Genomic DNA, 20688 nt, shown 5'->3' with positions numbered 1-20688 from the left:
TAATTTGGTTGATTGTTTGGTTACAAAAAAGAGTCGGGTTTTACCTGTCTCTTTTTTTTGTTTGAAGCAAAGCAGGAATAAAACCCTAGCCTCTTGCTCCGCATCTATTATTGATATTTAACTTTCAGTAATGGTATTCAATTTGGCAAGGAAGCTGTTGTAATATTGCCTTCCTACTTGGACCACCGCTCCGTTTTTGAGATTGATGTCCTTGGTATTGAAGCTTTCGATCTGTCCCAATTGTACTATGAAAGACTTTTGTACCCTTAGGAAAAGGTGAGAAGGAAGAATCTCCTCGATTTCCTTCATGGACTTTCGGATGCTGTAGTCCCTGTTTTTAGTAAAGATGGTAACCATGTTTCCATTGGCCTCCACGTAATACAAGTCTTCGTATTGCACCCGCTCGAAGGCATTGTCGGCTTTGATAAAAACCGCATCATCCACCAAAAACGGACTTTCATTGCCGACCTTGACCACGGCTGCTTCCGGTGCAGGCTTTGTCCGCTTATTGTACAGGACGATTTCTACAATCGCGTGAATGTCATTGGTGTTGAAGGGCTTTACAATAAATCCAGCCGGAGCAATTCGCTTGGCCCTTTCGATAATCGTTGGGTCACTGTAAGAAGTCACAAAGACCAAAGGAGCATCGACCATCTGCTTGACAATTTCTCCCAATTCGATCCCGTCCTTGTCGCCCTTGAGCTTGATGTCCATGAAAATGAGATCAGGACGATATTTCTTGATGATCTTGATACACTGATTGGCAGAATTGGCGATATCAATATTGACATAGCCTAGGAGTTCTAATATTTCCTGAATGTTTTCTGCAATGCTGATTTCATCTTCTACGATCAGTATTCTTTCGTCTTTCATAGGGCAATAGCGATAGTGCTTTGATGTGTGAAATAAAGGTTCTAACCTTTAGTGAAACTAAGGTCCAAATTTTCTTTTGAAAATCAAATGCTTTTTTCTGCCTATGAAATCAAAGACTCATCATTTCTTTGAATCTAGCAGCCTGTCTTCGGCTGACTTCGATCCGGTCTCCTCCTCGAAGAGTCACTACCAAGCCCCCATTAAACCAAGGTTCGATTGCCTCTACCCATCCCAGATTGATAATGTGCTTACGGCTTGCTCTAAAGAATGACTTCTCGTCCAGTCTGTCATCCAGAGCATTGAGGGATTTGTGAATCATCGGCTTGAAATTGTCGAAATAGACTTTGATGTAGTTTCCGTCTGATTCAAAAAGTCGCACATTCGATAGTCTCACGAACCAGCATCGGTCTCCGTCTTTGACAAAAACCTGATCATCAAGGGTAAGTTTTTTATTGTTTTGAAAACCTCCGTTTTCCTGATTTTTGGCTGCCCCTTCGATTTTACCGATCAGTCGATTGATCGCTTCCTCCAATCGCTTGGGCTCGATCGGCTTCAGTAGATAGTCCAAGGCATTAACCTGAAAGGCCTTCAAGGCATATTCATCGTAAGCAGTGGTGAATATGACATGGGGTACGTGATCGAGCTCCTCCAAAAGGTCAAACCCGGTTTTTTCAGGCATTTGGATATCCAGAAAAATGACATCAGGCTGAAGCTGTTCGATTTTCTCTTTGGCATCATCCACATTCACTGCTTCGCCCACTACCTCCACGGTTTCAAGTTGGTTCAGCAAAGTGATCAGCTCTTTTCTGGCCAATCTTTCGTCATCAATTACAATTGCTCTCATTATTATAGGCTTTCGTTATTCTAAAGTAACTCTTTGTTTCGGAATTTTGATTTCGGTTATGACAAATTGGTTTCCCGAGTTGAAGATCCGGAAACTGGCCCTATCCCCGTAGAGGAGTTTCAGCCGCTGCTTGGTATTTTCCAATCCATGTCCCCCTTCTTTTTTCTTTTCTTTTGACTTTTGGTTGGTCAGATACCCGCTGTTTTTCACTTGAATATACAATTCGTCCTGGAGACCTTCCCTGCATTTGATCTCGATCAAGCCCCCTTTGACCAAATTAGAAATCCCATGCTTGATAGCGTTCTCCACAATAGTCTGCAGCATCATGGGGGGAATCTTGTAAGAATAGGCCTCATCTTCGATCAGGTAGACCACTTCCAGCCTCTCCTCAAATCGGATAGACTCCAAAGCCAGGTAATCTTTGACTGTCTCCAACTCATCCCCAAAGTCAATCACCTGCTTTTTGTCCATCATTAGAGAAAACCGGAGCATGTTGGAAATACGAGTTATGGCTGTCTTTGCTTTTTCAGGGTCTTCGTCCACCAAAGCCCTCACCGAGTTCAACGCATTGAATATAAAATGGGGGTTGAGCTGGCTTTTCAGGTGATTGAGCCGGATTTCATTGATTTTGGCCTCGTACTTCAGGCTGTTGTTGTAATTGTCCAAAAAGTGAAATAGGAAGTAAAGCAGAAACCAAAAGGAGTAATAGAGAAAGCTGACAAAAAGGTTGACCACAATCACCAAAGCCCGAAAATCCTCACCGGGATTCAGGGTTCCAAAGGCAATGTTGATCAGAATTTGCGCCAGCACATTGACTACCGCCAATGAAAGTAAGGCCAATAAAGTCTGGACCAAAAGCCGGAAAATTCCCAGCTTGAACCACTCGTATGTTTTCACCACATGCCTTAGGGCATGAGTAGACAGTAGGTAAAAACAGGCAAGGGAAACAAATGCCCAAAGCTGAACTGAGGAAATCCCCTGAGAAAGCGATGCAAAAAATATGTTGACAAAGGCGAAGCTTCCCCAACCGATGATCTGCAAAATCCAGTACAGCCTGACTCTGTTCATAGTAAGGTCAAATATAGGTCACCCAAAAATTCCCCATATCTTAATTTGATAAAAGGGCGAGTGGGTTGATTTGGGCGTCAATTTGAGCGATTGAGCTCCATGGCAAGAAATTTCCCGGTATGACTCTGTGGATGAGCAGCTACCTTCTCAGGTGTCCCGCTGACCACGATAGATCCTCCGGCATTGCCTCCTTCAGGACCCAAATCGACCACATAGTCGGCCATTTTGATCACATCCAGATTGTGTTCGATCACGAGGACTGTATTTCCCTTTTCCACTAGCTTTTGCAATACGCCCATCAGTAAATCTATGTCCTGAAAGTGCAGGCCTGTTGTAGGTTCATCGAGAATGTAAAATGTCTTCCCGGTATCCTTCTTGGAAAGCTCTGTAGCTAACTTGACCCGCTGAGCTTCTCCCCCCGATAGTGTAGTGGCATGCTGACCCAAGGTGATATAGCCTAGCCCGACATCATTGAGCGTCCTGATCTTTCGGAGGATCTTGGGCTGATTCGCAAAGAACTCTACTGCTTGCTCCACAGTCATATCCAGTACATCCGAGATGGATTTTCCTTTAAACCTCACCTCTAAAGTCTCTCGGTTGTATCGCTTTCCTTTGCAGGTTTCGCAAGGGATATGCACATCCGGGAGAAAGTCCATTTCGATCAGCTTCATTCCCGCACCCTCGCAGTCCTCGCATCGCCCTCCTTTCACATTGAAAGAGAATCTTCCCGGTTTGTAGCCTCGGATTTTTGCTTCGGGAAGCTCAGTGAAGAGCGTTCGGATATCCGAAAATACCCCGGTGTACGTGGCAGGATTGGATCGGGGAGTCCGCCCGATTGGGCTTTGATCCACCTCGATTACTTTATCCAAATGCTCCAATCCTTCTATGCTCTGATAAGGCATGGGCTCCTTTTTGGAGTTGTAAAACTGCCGGTTCAGAATAGGATATAAGGTCTCATGAATCAGGGTACTTTTCCCACTTCCGGATACCCCTGTGATGAGAATCAGCGTTCCCAAAGGAAGCTCCAAATCCACTTTTTTCAGATTGTTTCCGCTGGCACCTTTCAGAATCAGATGCTGTCCTTTCCCCGGCCTCCTTTTCTTGGGAACTTCCATTCCCAGCTTTCCGCTGAGATATCGGGAAGTCACTGAGCCGTTATTAAAAATATCACCTGGATGTCCTGCAGCCACCACATGGCCTCCGTGCCTTCCCGCCCCCGGGCCCATATCCAGGACAAAGTCTGATTCCAGCATCATGTCCTTGTCATGCTCTACCACCAGGACAGAATTTCCCAAGTCTCTCAGGCTTTGAAGGGCTTTGATCAGCTTGACATTGTCCCGCTGATGGAGGCCAATACTGGGTTCATCCAAAATGTAAAGCACTCCGACCAACTGAGTCCCGATCTGAGTAGCCAATCGAATACGCTGGGCCTCTCCCCCGGACAGGGTCTTCAGCGGGCGATTGAGCGAAAGGTAATCCAGCCCAATATCCATCAGGAATCCGATTCTTTTTCGAATTTCTTTCAAGACCTCAGCTCCGATGATTTGCTGCTTTTCGGTCATTCGGCTCTCCAAGTTTATAAACCATTCGGATAAGCCACCGATATCCATCATCGCCAGCTGTCCGATATGCTTTTCATCGATTTTGAAGTGCAGTGCTTCTTTTTTCAGTCGGTATCCTTCACAGTCAGGACAAGTTTGGGTAATAGTAAATTCGGATACCCAATCCTGGATTTTATCCGAACTTCCTTCTTGGTATTTCTGGAGGAAATTGACAATCCCCTCGAATGTGGTATGCCACTTGGTCCCGGGATATTTTACCGAGTCTACCGCTACTTCGACTTTGTCCCCGTAAAGCAAAATCTCCACGACCTTTTCCGGAAGGTTTTTAATGGGGGTGCTCATGGAGCATTTGTAATGCTTCAGGATGGCCTCGATCTTTTTAAATATCCAGATATCCCTATACTCTCCCAAAGGAGCAATACCTCCTCGGGTGATGCTCAGATTGGGATCGGGGATGATACTCTCCCGGGTGATTTCTTCTGTAATTCCAAGCCCATTGCAGGTAGGGCAGGCTCCGTAAGGGGAGTTGAATGAAAAGGTATTTGGAGCCGGTTCGTCATAGGACAATCCCGTCTCGGGATCCATCAGATATTTGGAGAAATGATGGATTTCTCCGTTTTCTTCACGGATCATGATCACTCCTTTGCCATGCTGTAGAGCGGACTTGAGCGATTGGGTGATTCGAAACCGGTCCGACTCATCAGCCACAATCCGGTCGATGACGATCTCGATATCGTGTATTTTGTATCGATCGAGCTGCATCTTTGGGATCAAATCCATGACGACTCCGTCCACTCTGACTTTGGAAAAGCCCATTTTTCGGATCTGCTCGAAAAGCTCCCGATAGTGTCCTTTTCGGCCTTTGACCACTGGGGCGAGGATATACAGTTTTTTCCCCTGAAACTTGGAGAAAAGCTGCTCAATGATCTGATCTTCGGTCTGTCGGATCATCTTTTTCCCCGTGAGATAAGAATACGCCTCTCCCGCTCTCGCAAAAAGCAAGCGCATGAAATCGTAAATCTCAGTAACTGTCCCCACTGTGGATCGGGGATTTTTGGAAGTGGTCTTTTGCTCGATGGCAATCACCGGAGACAAACCATTGATCTTATCCACATCCGGGCGCTCCAATCCCCCCAAAAATGAGCGCGCATAGGCAGAAAAGCTTTCCATGTACCTTCTTTGCCCTTCGGCATAGATGGTGTCAAAAGCTAGGGAGCTTTTGCCGCTACCGGATAGCCCAGTCACCACAACCAGCTTGTTGCGGGGTATGCGAATGTCCAGATTTTTGAGATTATGTTCTCTGGCTCCGAAAATTTCAATAAACTCCTCGGTACCAGCAGGGGATTTACTCATTGGAATAAGGAAAATTTCAAACGGCGAAGTTATGATTTTTTGAGCGGAAGACCGGTCCAAATTCAACTATTCCCAGATGGAATACTGCCATGGAGGCACATTTCAGGCAAATGGCTGATCTATGGAAGGGCTGGGCTGTGAGAACCATACCGGGCCATTTTCGGTCATATACACACAATCCTCGTGTCTTACTCCAAACTCCCCTACAATGGAAATGTTTGGCTCGATGCTGAAACACATGCCGGGCTCCAGGATAGTTTTATTGCCTCGGACAGCATTTCCCCATTCGTGCCCATCCATGCCAATCCCATGTCCAGTCCGATGAGGCAATCCGGGAAGTTTATAATCCGGACCAAAGCCCGCATCGGTAATCACCTTTCTTGCAGCAGCATCCACCGCTTCGAGTGGTGCCCCGATTTGTGCAGCTTTATACCCTGCCATTTGGGCTTCTTTTTCCAGATTCCAGATTTCCAGCTGTCTGGAAGTGGGCTCTGCCCCAAAGACAAGCGTTCGGCTGATGTCCGAATTGTATCCCTCTACCGTGCAGCCACAATCCACCAAGACCACATCCCCTGCCTTCAAGACCTGAGGCTTGGTCGTGCCATGAGGAAAAGCCGAGGCCTCAGCAAAATTGGCCAGGGCAAAGGCATGCCTTCCTCCCATTTTCTGATGAGCTTGAGCCACAGCAGATGAAAATGCAGAAGGACTTACTCCCTCTTTCAGCGCGGAAAAGCCCAATTTCATGGCTTCAATGGTGATTTCTGTGGCCCGCTGCATAAGGGCAATCTCCGCCGGAGACTTGATAATCCGGCAAGGAATAGTGACCGGATCTGCACTGACCAAATCAAATCCTCCTGCTACCTGCCTGAGCCCATCCGCAATAAAAAATCTGACCCGCTCTTCGATGCCTATCTTGCCCGAGCGCGCTCCAGAGTCTAAAATGGCTTTCTTGATCTGCTCATAAGGACTTTCGTCTTCTTCCCAAGGATACACCGACGAACCGATTTTGATCCGCTCCTCGAGTCGGTCCTGCTCAAACTTAGGACAGATGTAGCTCACCTCTCCCCTGGCAGGAATCACTACGACCATGGGTCGTTCACTTTGGCCCCAAGTCATCCCGGTGAAGTAATTCATGGAAGTACCCGAGTCCAAAACAATGGCCGCCATTCCGTTTTGCTCCATCAAGTTTTGGGCTTTGGCGATTCGACTTTTCCTTTCTTCCAGGGAAATAGGCTGAATATCTTCTACCCGGGAGGTCAATTTTTCCAATTGGGACTCAGTCGAAAGAGTACTCCCAGCCCAAGCTGAAGTGCCAGTGAATAGGGAGGTACCAGCTCCCAAAGCGGTGATTTGCATAAAGTTTCTTCTTTTCATGATTGGATTGGTGGAATAAAGAGTGGCTAGATCATTTCGGGAGCTGAATGTCATAGGCTCGGCCCTTTCGGACATTCAGGTTGCGATCTCTTAACCAAGGGTTATATAGTTTGAGTTGTTTGTAAGAGCTTCCCTGACTTTTGGCCCAAGAAGCCAAGTCTTTGATATCTTCATCCACACGGACTGTTTTCAAGTCAGGGTTTCGGTAATAATCCTTTTCCTTCAGGTGAAAACCAAATTCGCCAGGATTCTCAAAAATCACTTTAAATGCCAAAATCCGGAAAAGGTACCGACTTGTCTCCTCATTGAGGTAGAGGTCATAGTAGCTGGAATGAAGCTGCTCCTCTTGTCTCCGGGAAAATCCACTTTGGCCCATGTTGTAGCTTGCCGCCACTGCCGTCCAGTCTCCAAATTTCGCATGGGCTTTTTTCAGGTATTGGGTAGCGGCTTGGGTGGATTTTTCGAAATGGTAGCGCTCGTCCACATCACCCGTCACTTCCAGCCCATACTCTTTGGCTGTACTTTCCATAAACTGCCAAAATCCTCTTGCCCCGGCGGGAGAGACCACATTCATGAGCCCACTTTCTGCCAAGGCCAAGTACTTGAAGTCATCGGGAATGCCTGCCTTTTCCAAAATGGCTTCGATTTGGGGAAAATACTTCCCGGATCGCTTCATCAGTAGGATCATATTCGATTCCCAATAAGCATTCACATAAATCTCCCGCTCCAGTCTTTCCAGTACATCCGGCTCCTCAAGGGGAACTTTCTCCCCGGCAAAGCTGAGTTCTTTGGGCAAATCGAATAAACGAATGGAATCCCGACTACCCGAAGAGGGATAAAGCACAAGTGGTTGCTCCTGAAAAGAGGATTCTAAAGAAGGAACTTCGGGTGTTTTGGACCAATAGGCCATTGCAGCCAGAAAAACAGCTACAACACAAAAAGTGTATAAAGAAATAAGATGAAAACGGGACATGAAGATATTGGGAAGGGTCAGATGACCAAGGTAATTCTCTTCCGAAAATATACCCAAAAACTTTATGCAAGTGGCTTGATTAGGCTGTCTTTATACTGCTTTAAAATTACCTTCATTAAAAAGACATAAATCAATCCTTATTCTATCGTCAGGCCTTTATCCTTTCATCATTTCCAAAATCTCATCCAAATACTCTCTGGAGTTGGAAAGCCTTGGCACTTTATACTGTCCTCCCAACTTTCCTTTTTTGCCCAACCATGCTTCAAAAAGTCCGGGTGAGGCTTGATGAAGGATAAGCTGATTCAAAGCCAAATTCTTATGCCGCTTGGCGTCATAATCGGAATTGATCTCGCGTAGACGCCGGTCTAAGATCTCGGAAAACTCTTCGAGATTCTCCGGAGCTTTTTGAAATTCAACTACCCATTCATGGGCTCCTTTGGAACCATTTCCTTCAAAATAGACCGGGGCTGCGGTAAAATTGGTAATAGTGGAGCCCGTTTTTTCGCAAGCGAATTGAATGGCGTTTTCGGCATTTTCCACAATGACTTCTTCTCCAAAAGCATTGATAAAGTGCTTGGTGCGGCCCGAAATGCGGAAGCGATAGGGGCTAGTGGAGGTGAATTTGACTGTATCCCCGATTTTGTACCGCCATAGACCACCGTTGGTGGAAATGACCATCGCATAGTTTTTCCCTACTTCAACCTCACTGAGTTGACTAGTCTTTGGATTCTCATTATCCCACTCCTCCATGGGGATAAATTCGTAGAAAATCCCATAGTCCAAAAGCAGAAGCAACTCATCGGAATCTGGCTGATCCTGGACTCCAAAAAAACCCTCAGAGGCATTGTACGTCTCCATGTAGCGCATTTTGCTGGAGGGAATGAGCTCTTTAAAAAGCGCACGATAGGGCCCAAAAGCCACTGCGCCATGGAAAAAGACCTCCAAATTTGGCCACACTTCCAAAATATGCTTTGCCTTTTTCAATTCAAGAATACGCTGAAGCAAGACGATGGTCCAAGTCGGCACACCGGCGATGGAGGTAACATTTTCATTCATTGTCTCCCTCGCCATTTTTTCAATTTTGGCCTCCCATTCACTCATCAGAGCTACCTCCAAAGAAGGAGTGCGGGCAAATTGCGCCCAAATGGGAAGGTTTTGCATGATGACAGCGGACACGTCACCGGCACGTGCGGTACCTTCCGGATTCAGCGGGTTTTTTTCCAAAGTACCCCCAATCGAGAGACTTTTTCCGGTAAAAAGTTTGGTGTCCGGGTAATTACTGATGTAGAGGGAGACCATGTCCTTGCCCCCTTTGTAGTGGCACTCCTCCAGACTCTCTTCGGAAATGGGAATGTATTTGCTTCGGGAAGAGGTCGTGCCTGAGGACTTGGCAAACCATTCGATGTCGGTATTCCAGATTACATTTTGCTGGCCTTTCATCGTCTTTTCGATGAATGGCTTGAAGCTTTCGTAGTCAAAAAGCGGGATTTGGCTGGAAAAGTCTACGTAGGATTTAATTTTATCAAACCCATATTTTCTTCCGAATTCTGTCCTGGCTCCGGCCTCGATCAATTCCCAAAAAGTAGCCTTTTGGACCTCATGAGGATTATTTTTGAAATAGTCTATTTGTCCCAATCGGCTTTTGAAAAGCCAAGTCATGAATGTATTGAGGACCTCCATCAGTTAAAAATTTTACGCTTGAGCTCAAACTGGCTTCCAAGGTAGACTTTTCGCACCTGCTCATCAGCAGCGAGCTCTTCGGCTGTCCCGGCTTTTAGCAGCCTGCCTTCAAACATCAGGTAGGCCCGGTCGGTGATGGAGAGTGTCTCGTTGACATTGTGATCGGTGATCAAAATGCCAATATTCTTGGTCTTAAGCTTGGCTACTATGGTCTGGATTTCTTCTACCGCGATCGGATCCACCCCAGCAAAAGGCTCATCCAAGAGCACGAACTTGGGATCTACGGCCAAAGCCCTAGCGATTTCGGTTCTTCTCCTTTCTCCTCCGGAGAGGACCATACCCAGATTTTTCCGGACATGGGTAAGGCTAAACTCCTCCAAAAGCATCTCCACTTTTTCCTTTTGCTCAGCTTTGGGCATTTTGGTCATTTCCAGTACGGCTAGAATATTTTCTTCTACGGAGAGCTTTCTGAATACAGAAGCCTCCTGAGCCAGATATCCGATCCCAAGCTTGGCTCGCTTATACATGGGCAAGGAAGTTATCTCTTCCTTTTCCAAAAAAATCTTCCCTTCGTTGGGCTGGATCAGACCTACGATCATATAAAAGGAGGTGGTTTTCCCGGCTCCATTTGGACCTAGAAGTCCCACGATCTCTCCTTGTTCAACTTCGACTGAGATGTCGTTGACCACACGACGGCCTTTGTATATTTTCACGAGGTGTTCAGCACGAAGCTTCATATCAATCGAATTTGATGTCCTTAATGTAAAGTTGCAAACTGCTTTTGTCCCTGAAGAAGTTTTCCCGGATTTCTGCCAAAATATCAAAACGCATCCTTCCCCGAAGCATATTCACCGTAGTCAGATCCGGATCTTTGGCCCGGTCGGCCATCCCAAACCCCAAGCAGACCGGAGTGGTCAACTGCCCGTCCTGCACGATTTTAAATCTCAAGTGCTTGTCTTTCAGCACGGTGACATCTTCTGCGTACACATTGCTGATTCGGAAGACCGGCTCGGTATTGCCGGGGCCAAAAGGCGCCATCTGCTTTAATATATTGTAAAACCGGTAATTGATCTGATCCAAAATCAGCTCATCATCCACTTCGATGACAGGCTTGAGATGAATTTCTTCAATTCGGCTTTTTACTACTTGCTCAAACTTGGCCTGGAAAGCCGGAACTTTATCCACACTCAGCGTCAATCCGGCGGCATATTTATGCCCTCCAAACTGATCCAAAAGGTCGGCGCATTCTGCGATGGCTTCGTAAATATCAAAATCCACTACCGAACGTGCACTTCCGGTAGCTTTATTATTCGACTCGGTCAGAATGATGGTGGGACGATAGTACTTTTCAATACATCGGCTGGCTACGATCCCGATGACCCCTTTGTGCCAGTCTTCTTTGAACAGCACGGTAGAATTCCACTCCGCCTGAAGCTCCCGCTCAGCAAGCATTTCAAAGGCTTCTTTGGTGATATTTTCATCAAAATTTCTCCGGGTAGCATTCACCTCATCGACCAACTTGGCCCGCTCGATGGCTTCGTCCAGATTGGAAGAAATCAAAAGCTCCACCGAAGCCTGCGCATGCTCCAATCTTCCCGAAGCGTTGATTCTAGGCCCGATTTTGAAAACGATATCCGAAATTTGGATTTCCTTTTCCACCTTGGCCTGAATGATCAGCGCCTTCAATCCAGGTCTTGGATTGTTATTGATTCGATCCAATCCAAAAAAGGCCAAAATCCGGTTTTCTCCGGTAATCGGAACGATATCCGCTGCGATACTCACCGCTACCAAATCCAAATAGGGGTATAGTCTAGACTCTTCTATCCCATGGGATTTGGCATAAGCCTGAATCAATTTGAAACCTACTCCACAGCCACTTAGCTCCTTGTACGGGTAGGCACAGTCTTCTCTTTTGGAATCTAAAACAGCAATGGCTGCAGGAAGTGTTTCGCCGGGTGTATGGTGATCGCATATGATAAAATCCACCCCCAATTCGGAAGCTAGGGCCACCTTGTCGATGGCTTTGATTCCGCAATCCAAGGCAATCACGAGAGTAAACCCATTTTCTGCTGCGAACCGGACGCCCTTTTCCGAAATCCCATAGCCTTCTTTATATCGATCCGGGATGTAAAAGTCTACTTCGGTATAGATCCCTTTCAAAAAACTATACATCAAAGCCACAGCTGTAGTGCCGTCTACGTCATAATCCCCGTAAACCAAAATTTTCTCTTCACTTTGGATCGCCTGATGAATTCGGTCCACGGCCTTGTCCATATCCTGCATGAGAAAGGGAGAGTGGAGCTGACTGAGATTGGGACGAAAGTAATCCTTAGCCTGATCAAATGTCTCCACACCTCTGTTTATCAGCATGTTGGCTAGAATAGGATTCACATTGATCTCTTTTCCGAGCTTTTCGATGGCTGACTGAGAGGCTTTGGGTTTTTGTTTCCAGACGTACTCCATGAGATAAAATTACAAAAGTAATTGAGATGAGCCCCTCAAAAACTACAGAGGGAAGATAGGGTATAAGCGAACATTCGAACCAAAAAGTTTCTATTCTCCCCGATTTCGTCGCCTTTTATCCTGACGATAGTATGACAGAAAAAGCAAGGGAGAAATCAATGCCTTGAGCTTCCAGTTGTTTTTTTCATGAAAACTCAAACCCGTATCTGCATTTACCTCCCGATACATCCGGAAAGCCGCTACCGCATGAGCGATCACGATAAGAAACAATATGGAATAAATCAGAAGTTCGTTCATAGCAATTCGATTGTCTGAAAACCCGGAAATCCACCGGCCTTTGCAAAGAAAGCTTAGCTACTTTTCCTGAGAATAAGTGCAGCCCAGTTTTCCCGGGTAGAAGTTTTGACCCAATTAAGCCCGAGCTTTTTCCCCAAATCCACCAAATCCTCCACATCCTCAGCGTAAAATCCACTTAGCAGGAGATAACCTGCCGGCTTGAGGAGTGCCGCGTAGATTTCCATTTCATCCAAAAGCACGTTTTTGTTGATATTGGCCAAGACGATATCAAAGGGACCCAGGGGATTTACTTGTCGGATCGTGCCTAGCCCCATTCGGGTCTGCATTCCATTAAGGTCAAAGTTTTCATTTCCATTGTCCACGCACCAGTCATCGATATCAAAGGCCTGAACTTCACTCGCTCCAAGAAGATGGGCCATGATGGCCAAAATGCCCGTTCCGGAGCCTACATCCAAGACTCGCTTGCCCTTATGGTCCAGCTCCCCCTGATGCCTGAGCATCTGAAATGTGGTCGCATGATGACCCGTACCAAAAGACATTTTGGGATTGATCACAATCTCATGCTGATAGCCAGTCTGGGAGGGGTGAAAAGATGCCCGCACATACACTAAGTCTCCCACCGCAATGGGATCGTAGTTTTTCTCCCACTCCTCATTCCAGTTGACTTTAGGCATTTTGCCCTCGGTGAGCTGAATTTGGGCAGCGTCCCGATACCTATCTATCAGGGCATTGAAGGATTGCCTGTCGAAGCCATCCTCAGGAATATAGGCATCAATCCCATCTTCTGTTTCCAAAAAGGAGTCAAAACCGATCTCAGATAGCTCTGCGATCAGAATTTCCCTGAATTCTTCCAGGCATTTGATTTTAAACTCCAAGTATTCCATAGTGATGTGATTGAATGCGGACACAAAGAAAAAGTCTGCGGGAACACAGACCTAATTTTAATTTTTCCCGAGGGAATGGATTAGAATGACTTGATGATTTCGATAAAGTCTCTGGACTTGAGGGAAGCTCCACCGATCAGTCCACCGTCCACATCCGGCTTGGAAAAGAGCTCCTTGGCATTTCCCGGATTGGCACTACCTCCATAAAGGATCGAGGTAGCATTGGCGATGTCTTTCCCGTATTTGCTGGCAATATGTCTTCTCAGGGCCAAATGCATTTCCTGAGCCTGATCTGCAGTGGCTGTTTTTCCGGTACCAATAGCCCAAATGGGCTCATAGGCGATGACTACTTTTGAAAAATCCTCCGGAGAAAGGTCAAAAAGACTTTCGGTCAACTGAAATTTAACATTAGCTTCGTGGGTACCTGCCATTCGGATTTCCAAGGATTCTCCACAGCAGAAAATCGGCGTCAGTCCATTGGCCAAAGCCTGCTTCACTTTGGCAGTGAGCAAGTCATTGGATTCCTTGAAGTATTCTCTCCGCTCTGAGTGGCCCAAAATGACATAGCTTGCTCCGAAAGAGGCCAGTATTTTTGCCGAAACCTCCCCGGTGAAGGCTCCTGATTCCTTGTCTGAACAGTTTTGGGCTCCCAAAAGGATTCCTGAAGTATCCCCGATCAATTTTTTTACAGGTAAAAGGTGGGGAAATGGGGGATTGAGTACAGCGATGACATCCTTGATGGATTCATCTTTATACATATTGACAATCTCGGAGGTGAGTTTTTGACCCTCATCGTAGGTCAAGTTCATTTTCCAATTGCCGGCAACGATTTTCTTTCTCATGGTAGGCTAAAATTTATTTGGTTTGAAAAAAGAGTAAGCAGGAGTATTTTCAACCAAAATTACCAAAAATGTCCAGCTGGGGAAAAAATAACGACTATCAGACCCCAAAAAATTATTGGTCAGTCCAAGAAGCCAAAGAAAAAATCCAAAATTTCTGTGCTTATCAGGAGCGCTGTGCCTGGGATGTAAAGAGAAAACTTTTCGAAAAAGGAATACCGGAAAAAGACATTGAGGACTTGCTCGATTTTTTGACTCAAGAAAAATATTTGGACGAAGAGCGATTTGCCAGTTCTTTTGCCCGGGGAAAATTCCGCCTGAAAAAGTGGGGGAAGAACCGGATTCAGCAGGAATTGAGAATGCGAAAAATCAGCCAGGCTTCCATCCGTGCCGGATTGGAAGAAATCGATCCTGAGGAATACCACGATGCCCTTTTGACCCAAGCGGAGAAGAAATGGGAATCAACTCAGGAAAAAGATCCCTTCAAAAAGCGCTTCAAAGTCATCCAATACCTGATGAGCCGGGGTTTTGAGCAGGATTTGGTTCAGGAAGCAGTGGGCAGTTTGCAGTAGGCGGAAATTCCGACTATTGCTTACTGTCAGCTGTCGGGATCATCTCGCTCATAATTTTTGCCGAAAGCAAGGAAAGAGGAATCCCTCCTCCGGGGTGCACACTCCCTCCGCAGAAATACAGGTTCTTGATATCCGATGAATAATTCGCGTGGCGGAGAAAAGCCGCTAAGCGATTATTGGAGCTGTTTCCATACAAGGCCCCGTTGGCGGAGGAAGTTTTGAGCTCGATGGTACGGGGCTCAAGGATTTCCTCTACTTCTATCAGGGACTCCAAGTCCGTTTTCAGGATTCGATTGATTTTTTGAATGATGGACTTTCGGGCTTCAGCAATGAGTTGATCCCAATCCTGACCTTGATTATTGGGTACATTGATCATGGTAAACCAGTTCATGCATCCCGGAGGTGCATCGTCCGGTTTATAGACTGAGGTGATATTGATATAGACCGTCGGATCTTCGTAGATACTTCCCAATTTGAAAATATGCTCAAACTCCCGCTTGTAATCTTCCGAAAAGAGGATGTTGTGCAGATCGAGCTGAGGAAAGACTTTTTTGATCCCCCAGTAGAAAATCAAAGCCGAGCTGGATTTGGGCTGTTCCAGGAGCTTTTTAGGCTGCTTTTGCTTTTTCAGAATGGTCTTGTAGGCATTGACCATGTCCATATTGTTGACCACCAGATCCGCCGGGATCTTTTGCTGATTCACTTGAATGCCCGTGGATTTCCCATTTTCGACCAGGATTTCTTCCACCGGAGAGTTGAAATGAAACTCGACTCCCATGCTCTGAGCCAACTTAAACAGACTAAGGGTGATGTCATGCATTCCTTTTTTAGGAAAAAAAGCTCCGATATTGAACTCCAAGTGAGGAATAATATTCAGCGTTGCCGGGGTCTGATAAGGGTCCGAACCATTGTAGGTAGCGTAGCGATTGAAGAGCTGCACCATTTTGGGACTGGAAAAAAGCTCCTCGTTGGCCTTATTCATCGTCGAGAATATACCCAACTTTCCCATTCTCAGGTATGATTTGAGCGCCTGAGGTCCCGTCCAGGTTCCGAGTTTGTGCAAGGAACGATGCATAAACAACGGAGCCAAATGATCATAGATGTAAGCCGAACGCTGTAAAGCCTGCCGGACATGAGCACCGGGCTCTCCCAGACGAGTCTCTACCTCCTCAGCAAATCGGTTCAGGTCAGACCAAGCTTTGATTTGCTTTCCATCCTCCCAAAAATAATGACAGGCTACATCCAGCTTTAGGTATTCAAAGTACTGCTTGGGGTCTTTTCCCGCCAATTGGAACAGCTCCTCCACTTGCTCAGGAAGAGTGAAAAGAGAGGGGCCTGCATCGAAGCGATAGCCTTGGAGTTGGATCTCGGAGAGTTTCCCTCCCGGATAGGAATTGGCTTCGAAGACCTCGACCTGATAGCCCTTGGAAGCCAATCGGATGGAAGAGGCTATACCGGCTATTCCCGAGCCAACAATAAGTGCTTTAGAAGGCATGTAAGGGGTTGGATGTATTTAGTGCGTAATAAAGTCTTCGTAGTAATTTAAAAATCCAATTTTGAAATAATGTTTAAAAAAACGGCCCTTTCGATCAACTTTTTGCCAATAATTAACACCCGAGGATATTGAAATCAGTCCTTGTTTAGGTAATCCAATTGGTAATCACCCACGTGCTTCTTGCTGGCTTCGATTTTTTTTCTTTGCCTTAGGTAGTTGATCAGCCCGTAGATAAAAATAACCCCGGAAATACTGTAAAAAAGGATTTGATAGGCCAGACCATTTTCCATTTCAAGCAGATTTCGAATACTTAAACCTGCCACCAAAAAATACATAGATGTCCTCAAAAAAGCCAAAAAAGTAGTCTGATTAGCCAAAACCGTCCTTTGGATAGCCAAATTTTCCCGAAGAATGAGGTCCTTATTCAAAATTAATGTAGTAACTGTCTGTCTAAATTTCACGATTTCCCGGCAGAGTATCCATCAGGCCACCCGAAGAAAAGGGAATTTCCCGATGTATTTTCCATTTTCCATCGGCTCTTTTTAGCAAATAGAAACCCTTGGCGATAAATTCAGCATCAAATTCTTTTGATTTTGCTAACCCCAATACGTCATCAAATTTTGTCGCTTTGAGATCTTTGAAAGCCAAGGTCATGTGCGGATGGTAATTCCGATCACTCAATTCGTCTACAAGGTTGAGTTCTTTCTTACAAAATGACTTCAAAGCTGACTGAAGCAGAAGTAGCGGGGCTGAAGGCTCCACTCCCAAAAAAATCACTCTTTTTCCAAAAGTATTTATCTTTCCCAGTTCTACTTTGAAAGGCTTAAATCTTGAAGCAAACACGCTAAGCTGTTCACAAAGGACTGCTTCCTTGGCTTCATTGTAAGAGAAAGGCATCTTTAGCGTGATGTGAGCAGGGGACTTTAGCGCATATTTTACATTGAACTTCCCCCTGATCTCCTGCTTGATGGATTCAGCTTTTTCTAGGATTTCAGCGGGAGGCACAAGGGCAAGAAAATACTTTTGCATGATTTTCATCCCTGCTAAGTTACCTGAAATACCAGAAACAAGCCTAATTCAAAAAAACTGTTCAATTTCCCCAATCAATCTTTTAACTTAAGGCAATTAACCCAAATTACTATGAAGTACTTTTCTAAGGTCATGGTCGGACTCGACCTTTCCGAAATGGATGACATCCTGATTAAGAAAATTGGAGCCCTGGTAGAATTCTTGGGTATTGAAAAATGCTACTTTATCCACGTCTCAAAAAATCTGGAAATCCCCCAGGAAATCCTCAATCAATATCCCGATCTGATTGCTCCTACTGATGAGTCGATAGAAGCCATGATAGCGCTGAAACTAAAAGAGCTAAATTTCCCGACTTCTGTCGAAACGGAAATTTTTGTTGAAGAAGGAAGCCACCCATTGGATACCTTTCTTCGCTGGGCAAAACTCAAGGACGTGGATCTTATCATCATGGGGCGTAAGGAAGAGCTGGCCGGAAATGGTGTCTTGGCGGATGGTGTGGCAAAAAAGGCCCCTTGTTCCATTTTGCTGCTACAGGAAAAACGTCCGGTAAAGTTTCCAAAGAAAATCATCCTGCTGACGGACTTTTCTTCGCACAATCACATGATTTATGAGTTTGGGGAAAGAATAGCCAAAGACCTGGAAGCAGAACTGATCCCTCTTCACATATTTGATGTACCGGTGGGATATTCCAAAACCGGGAAAACTTTTGAAGAATTTGCAGAAATCATGAAAGAGAATGCCAAAAATGACTACCGAAAATTCATTTCCAAACACCAGAACCCGAATTCTGAATGCCAGATCATTTTGAATGATGGAAAAAACATCGGGGCACAGATCTCCGAATTTGCCAAGTCAATAGATGCGGACTTGATTCTTTTGGGTTCAAGGGGACGTACATCCTCTGCGGCAATTTTGCTGGGTAGCACAGCTGAAAAAGTCATTCACAACAACAAATATCTCCCTATGTTGATCTTCAAGAAAAAGGGAGAAACGATGGGCTTTTTTGATGCCCTATTTAAGATTTAGCAGGCTTAGAAAAATAAAAACAAGCCTGATCCCCTTTGCCCTCCCGATTGTACCGGAGGGCTATTTGTTTCATTTCTTTTTTTGCTTTGGAAGAATACCCTGCAAGGATTTGCTCAGCATTCAACGGCATGTTCTGTTCATAGGCCTCAGTACCCCAAAATTGAAAAGCTTCAGAGTCAAACTCCACTTCCTCCAGAATAAAGCCGATTTCTTTGGCCAGAATGCCCAAACCCGAAACAGAAGGGATAATCAAATGCCTTGGCGCATCCAATTGAACCCAAAATTCCCGCTTTTCCTTCCAAACCTGAGCATCGGCCACCGGACATCGAATAAGCAGCTGACCACCCTCATTCAATTTCTCATGGCAGACTTTCAGGATTTCCTCAGGATTCTCCAAATGCTCAAAGGAATGATGCATCATAATCAGGTCAAATTTCCCCTCAGCCTGCTCAAAACTTTTCTTAAACAGTAGAATTCCTTTTGCTGGATTTCTATCCTCTTGAATAAAAGGATCAAATCCCAAAAGATTGGTATAGCCGGAAGCATGAAGTTCATAAAGCAATTGACCATTTCCACAGCCAATATCAGCAATCTTCTGGTCAAAGCTTCGATGGACCTTACCCAACCAATAGCCATAGGAAGGAGCGAAAAATCCAGCTTTCAAAAAGAGGTTGATCCTGATTTTTTTTAGGATTTTCTTCCAGACAGGGGAAGTTTGAAGACTGGAAAAAGAATAATATTTCTCAGGGTAAAACTGATCCAAATCTGCCGGTGGCTCTTTTATCTGCAGAGAGCCACAGGAAAGGCATTCCTGATAAACAAAAGACCTAGGAAGTCGAAACATTCGCTCCTGGGCGATGAATTCTTTTTGATGCTGGCTACCGCAAAATTTACAACCCGCTGTGCTCTGATCAGTAGGCGTTTTCACGGTTGAAAATCAGTTCATAAACGGTCTTGACCATAATTTCCATGTCCAAAAGGAAAGACCAATTGTTGATATAAAAGTAATCCAGACGTACTCGGGAGCGGATTTGATGGGAATTTTCGATCTCACCCCGGTATCCTCTTACTTGAGCAAGACCGGTAATTCCCGGACGGATTTTATGACGTGAATTGTAACGTTCTATTTGGGTTTTGAAGGTCTCATTCATTGGAATCGTATGTGGTCTTGGCCCTACGATCGACATATCTCCACTGAGCACATTGAGGAATTGTGGCATTTCGTCCAGAGAAGTATTTCTGAGGAAAGCCCCGATTCGAGTGACTCTGGGGTCATTTTTGGTAGCTTGCTGAGTGTCTGCGTAGTCATTGGGCGTCATGGACCTAAACTTCAGACAGTTGAATACCCTATTGTTCACGCCATTTCTTTTCTGGATGAAAAAAATTGGCCCTCTGGATTCCAGTTTGATCAGAATTCCAACCAGCGGAATCAGCCAAGAGAGTATAAATAGGGTCACCAAGCTGGCAAACATCAGGTCAAATGCACGCTTAGCCAAACTGTTGATCGGATGGTCGAGCGGGATATCATTGACATTGATGACAAAAAAGTCTCCATATCTGGAGAAAGAGAGATTCTTCTCTAGCTGCAAGCTTCCACCCGGGATCATCTTCACCTTGATGTAATTTTCATCAGCAAAGTCGATTACCTTCTTTACCAAACTAGGCTCTAAGTGTTCATGGATATAAATCAAATCCAAATCCAGCCGGGGAGCCTGCTCAAAGAAGGTCGAAATCCCTCCCCTAGTTTGATTACAATCTGCCAAATCATCAAAATACCCCAGAAAATTGATTCCAAAATCTTTTCTGATTTTAAACACATCTGCCAGTCTTGGACTGGTACCTCCCTTGCCTACTATGATTGCATTTCGGTAATTTTTACCCTGAATCCGATAGACTCTCAGAACCATGTGGATGCCTACCCTGAAGGAACCCATGAAAAGGAGTAGCAAACTTCCAAAACCCAGAATCTGAAGCCATCTGTCGTCTTCTGATTCTATTGGAGTCCAGAGAATCGCCATCACTGCCAAAAACCAGAAAAGGGTAACCCCCAGATTTTTTAGTGTATGGTCGTATTCTTCTGTTCTGCCGATTTTGTAGTCTTTTCTCAAAACCGAAATCAACATCCAAGCTCCTGCCAAAGGCAGGTATGCCAAAAAGTCAATTTGACTCAGGATGCCAAGCTTTTCCAGGAGAAAATCTGCAATCCATAGGGTGAAAAGAACTACTAAAAAATCGGCCAGCGTAAATAACCAGGGAAAATAAATATCGAATCTTCTCTTCATAAAAATTGGTGATTCCTAATTGGGCTTATTTGCAAAACCAGTAAAATTCTATGCCATTTTTGGTTTTGCGACCT

At 45.3% G+C, this 20688-nt stretch carries 19 protein-coding genes; 2 read left to right on the top strand and 17 right to left on the bottom strand.

Going from position 1 to position 20688, the window contains the following annotated elements; all coding sequences use genetic code 11:
• Nucleotides 1-117: 117 nt before the first annotated feature.
• The 12 genes from AAA942_RS11705 to tpiA all read right to left on the bottom strand — a co-directional run bounded on the left by AAA942_RS11705 (nucleotide 118) and on the right by tpiA (nucleotide 14213).
• Complete coding sequence (locus AAA942_RS11705; RefSeq protein WP_338220459.1) at nucleotides 118-873, bottom strand: LytR/AlgR family response regulator transcription factor; 756 nt, start codon at nucleotides 871-873, stop codon at nucleotides 118-120.
• Nucleotides 874-982: 109 nt separating this feature from the next.
• Complete coding sequence (locus tag AAA942_RS11700) at nucleotides 983-1717, bottom strand: LytR/AlgR family response regulator transcription factor (protein WP_338220458.1); 735 nt, start codon at nucleotides 1715-1717, stop codon at nucleotides 983-985.
• Nucleotides 1718-1732: 15 nt separating this feature from the next.
• Entirely contained in the window at nucleotides 1733-2785 is a 1053-nt protein-coding gene (locus AAA942_RS11695) for a sensor histidine kinase (protein ID WP_338220457.1), read from the bottom strand.
• Nucleotides 2786-2862: 77 nt separating this feature from the next.
• On the bottom strand, nucleotides 2863-5700 hold the full coding sequence (gene uvrA, locus AAA942_RS11690) for an excinuclease ABC subunit UvrA (protein ID WP_338220456.1): 2838 nt from the start codon (nucleotides 5698-5700) through the stop codon (nucleotides 2863-2865).
• Between the two features lie 102 nt (nucleotides 5701-5802).
• The gene (locus AAA942_RS11685) at nucleotides 5803-7074 is read right to left on the bottom strand and encodes a M24 family metallopeptidase (RefSeq protein ID WP_338220455.1); all 1272 of its coding nucleotides are present in this window, start codon (nucleotides 7072-7074) and stop codon (nucleotides 5803-5805) included.
• Nucleotides 7075-7105: 31 nt separating this feature from the next.
• Nucleotides 7106-8047, bottom strand: a complete 942-nt coding sequence (locus tag AAA942_RS11680; RefSeq protein ID WP_338220454.1) for a lytic transglycosylase domain-containing protein — start codon at nucleotides 8045-8047, stop codon at nucleotides 7106-7108.
• 156 nt (nucleotides 8048-8203) lie between these two features.
• Entirely contained in the window at nucleotides 8204-9727 is a 1524-nt protein-coding gene (locus AAA942_RS11675) for a GH3 auxin-responsive promoter family protein (RefSeq protein WP_338220453.1), read from the bottom strand.
• Nucleotides 9727-10464, bottom strand: coding sequence for an LPS export ABC transporter ATP-binding protein (lptB, locus tag AAA942_RS11670; RefSeq protein WP_338220452.1), 738 nt, complete (start codon nucleotides 10462-10464; stop codon nucleotides 9727-9729). The genes AAA942_RS11675 and lptB overlap by 1 nt, the downstream gene beginning before the upstream one ends.
• A 1-nt stretch (nucleotide 10465) precedes the next feature.
• Entirely contained in the window at nucleotides 10466-12190 is a 1725-nt protein-coding gene (recJ, locus tag AAA942_RS11665) for a single-stranded-DNA-specific exonuclease RecJ (RefSeq protein ID WP_338220451.1), read from the bottom strand.
• 90 nt (nucleotides 12191-12280) lie between these two features.
• Nucleotides 12281-12487 (bottom strand): hypothetical protein, encoded by a 207-nt coding sequence (locus tag AAA942_RS11660; protein WP_338220450.1) that lies wholly within the window; start codon nucleotides 12485-12487, stop codon nucleotides 12281-12283.
• A gap of 53 nt (nucleotides 12488-12540) precedes the next feature.
• Entirely contained in the window at nucleotides 12541-13371 is an 831-nt protein-coding gene (gene prmA / locus AAA942_RS11655; protein ID WP_338220896.1) for a 50S ribosomal protein L11 methyltransferase, read from the bottom strand.
• A gap of 80 nt (nucleotides 13372-13451) precedes the next feature.
• Complete coding sequence (tpiA, locus tag AAA942_RS11650) at nucleotides 13452-14213, bottom strand: triose-phosphate isomerase (protein ID WP_338220449.1); 762 nt, start codon at nucleotides 14211-14213, stop codon at nucleotides 13452-13454.
• A 68-nt stretch (nucleotides 14214-14281) separates the two neighbouring features.
• On the opposite strand from tpiA, the gene AAA942_RS11645 reads away from it, so the two are divergent.
• On the top strand, nucleotides 14282-14782 hold the full coding sequence (locus AAA942_RS11645; RefSeq protein ID WP_338220448.1) for a regulatory protein RecX: 501 nt from the start codon (nucleotides 14282-14284) through the stop codon (nucleotides 14780-14782).
• 13 nt (nucleotides 14783-14795) lie between these two features.
• Here the strand turns inward: AAA942_RS11645 and crtD are convergent, their stop codons facing one another.
• From crtD to AAA942_RS11630, 3 genes are all read right to left on the bottom strand, one after another.
• A complete protein-coding gene (gene crtD, locus AAA942_RS11640) occupies nucleotides 14796-16277 on the bottom strand; it encodes a 1-hydroxycarotenoid 3,4-desaturase CrtD (protein WP_338220447.1) in 1482 nt (493 codons plus the stop codon).
• A 134-nt stretch (nucleotides 16278-16411) separates the two neighbouring features.
• Nucleotides 16412-16738: a DUF202 domain-containing protein gene (locus AAA942_RS11635; RefSeq protein ID WP_338220446.1), complete on the bottom strand. Its 327-nt coding sequence runs from the start codon at nucleotides 16736-16738 to the stop codon at nucleotides 16412-16414.
• A complete protein-coding gene (locus AAA942_RS11630) occupies nucleotides 16728-17306 on the bottom strand; it encodes a 2'-5' RNA ligase family protein (RefSeq protein ID WP_338220445.1) in 579 nt (192 codons plus the stop codon). The genes AAA942_RS11635 and AAA942_RS11630 overlap by 11 nt, the downstream gene beginning before the upstream one ends.
• A gap of 111 nt (nucleotides 17307-17417) precedes the next feature.
• On the opposite strand from AAA942_RS11630, the gene AAA942_RS11625 reads away from it, so the two are divergent.
• The gene (locus AAA942_RS11625) at nucleotides 17418-18332 is read left to right on the top strand and encodes a universal stress protein (protein ID WP_338220444.1); all 915 of its coding nucleotides are present in this window, start codon (nucleotides 17418-17420) and stop codon (nucleotides 18330-18332) included.
• On the opposite strand, the gene AAA942_RS11620 is transcribed toward AAA942_RS11625, so the two are convergent.
• Together AAA942_RS11620 and AAA942_RS11615 are read right to left on the bottom strand one after the other, a co-directional pair.
• Nucleotides 18322-19260 (bottom strand): class I SAM-dependent methyltransferase, encoded by a 939-nt coding sequence (locus tag AAA942_RS11620; protein WP_338220443.1) that lies wholly within the window; start codon nucleotides 19258-19260, stop codon nucleotides 18322-18324. The genes AAA942_RS11625 and AAA942_RS11620 overlap by 11 nt on opposite strands.
• A complete protein-coding gene (locus tag AAA942_RS11615) occupies nucleotides 19244-20614 on the bottom strand; it encodes an exopolysaccharide biosynthesis polyprenyl glycosylphosphotransferase (protein WP_338220442.1) in 1371 nt (456 codons plus the stop codon). The genes AAA942_RS11620 and AAA942_RS11615 overlap by 17 nt, the downstream gene beginning before the upstream one ends.
• Nucleotides 20615-20688 lie beyond the last annotated feature (74 nt).

The organism is Algoriphagus sp. oki45 (assembly GCF_036245605.1).
In the GTDB taxonomy this organism is placed as follows: Bacteria; Bacteroidota; Bacteroidia; order Cytophagales; family Cyclobacteriaceae; genus Algoriphagus.
This window is presented reverse-complemented; position numbering and strand designations above follow the sequence as displayed.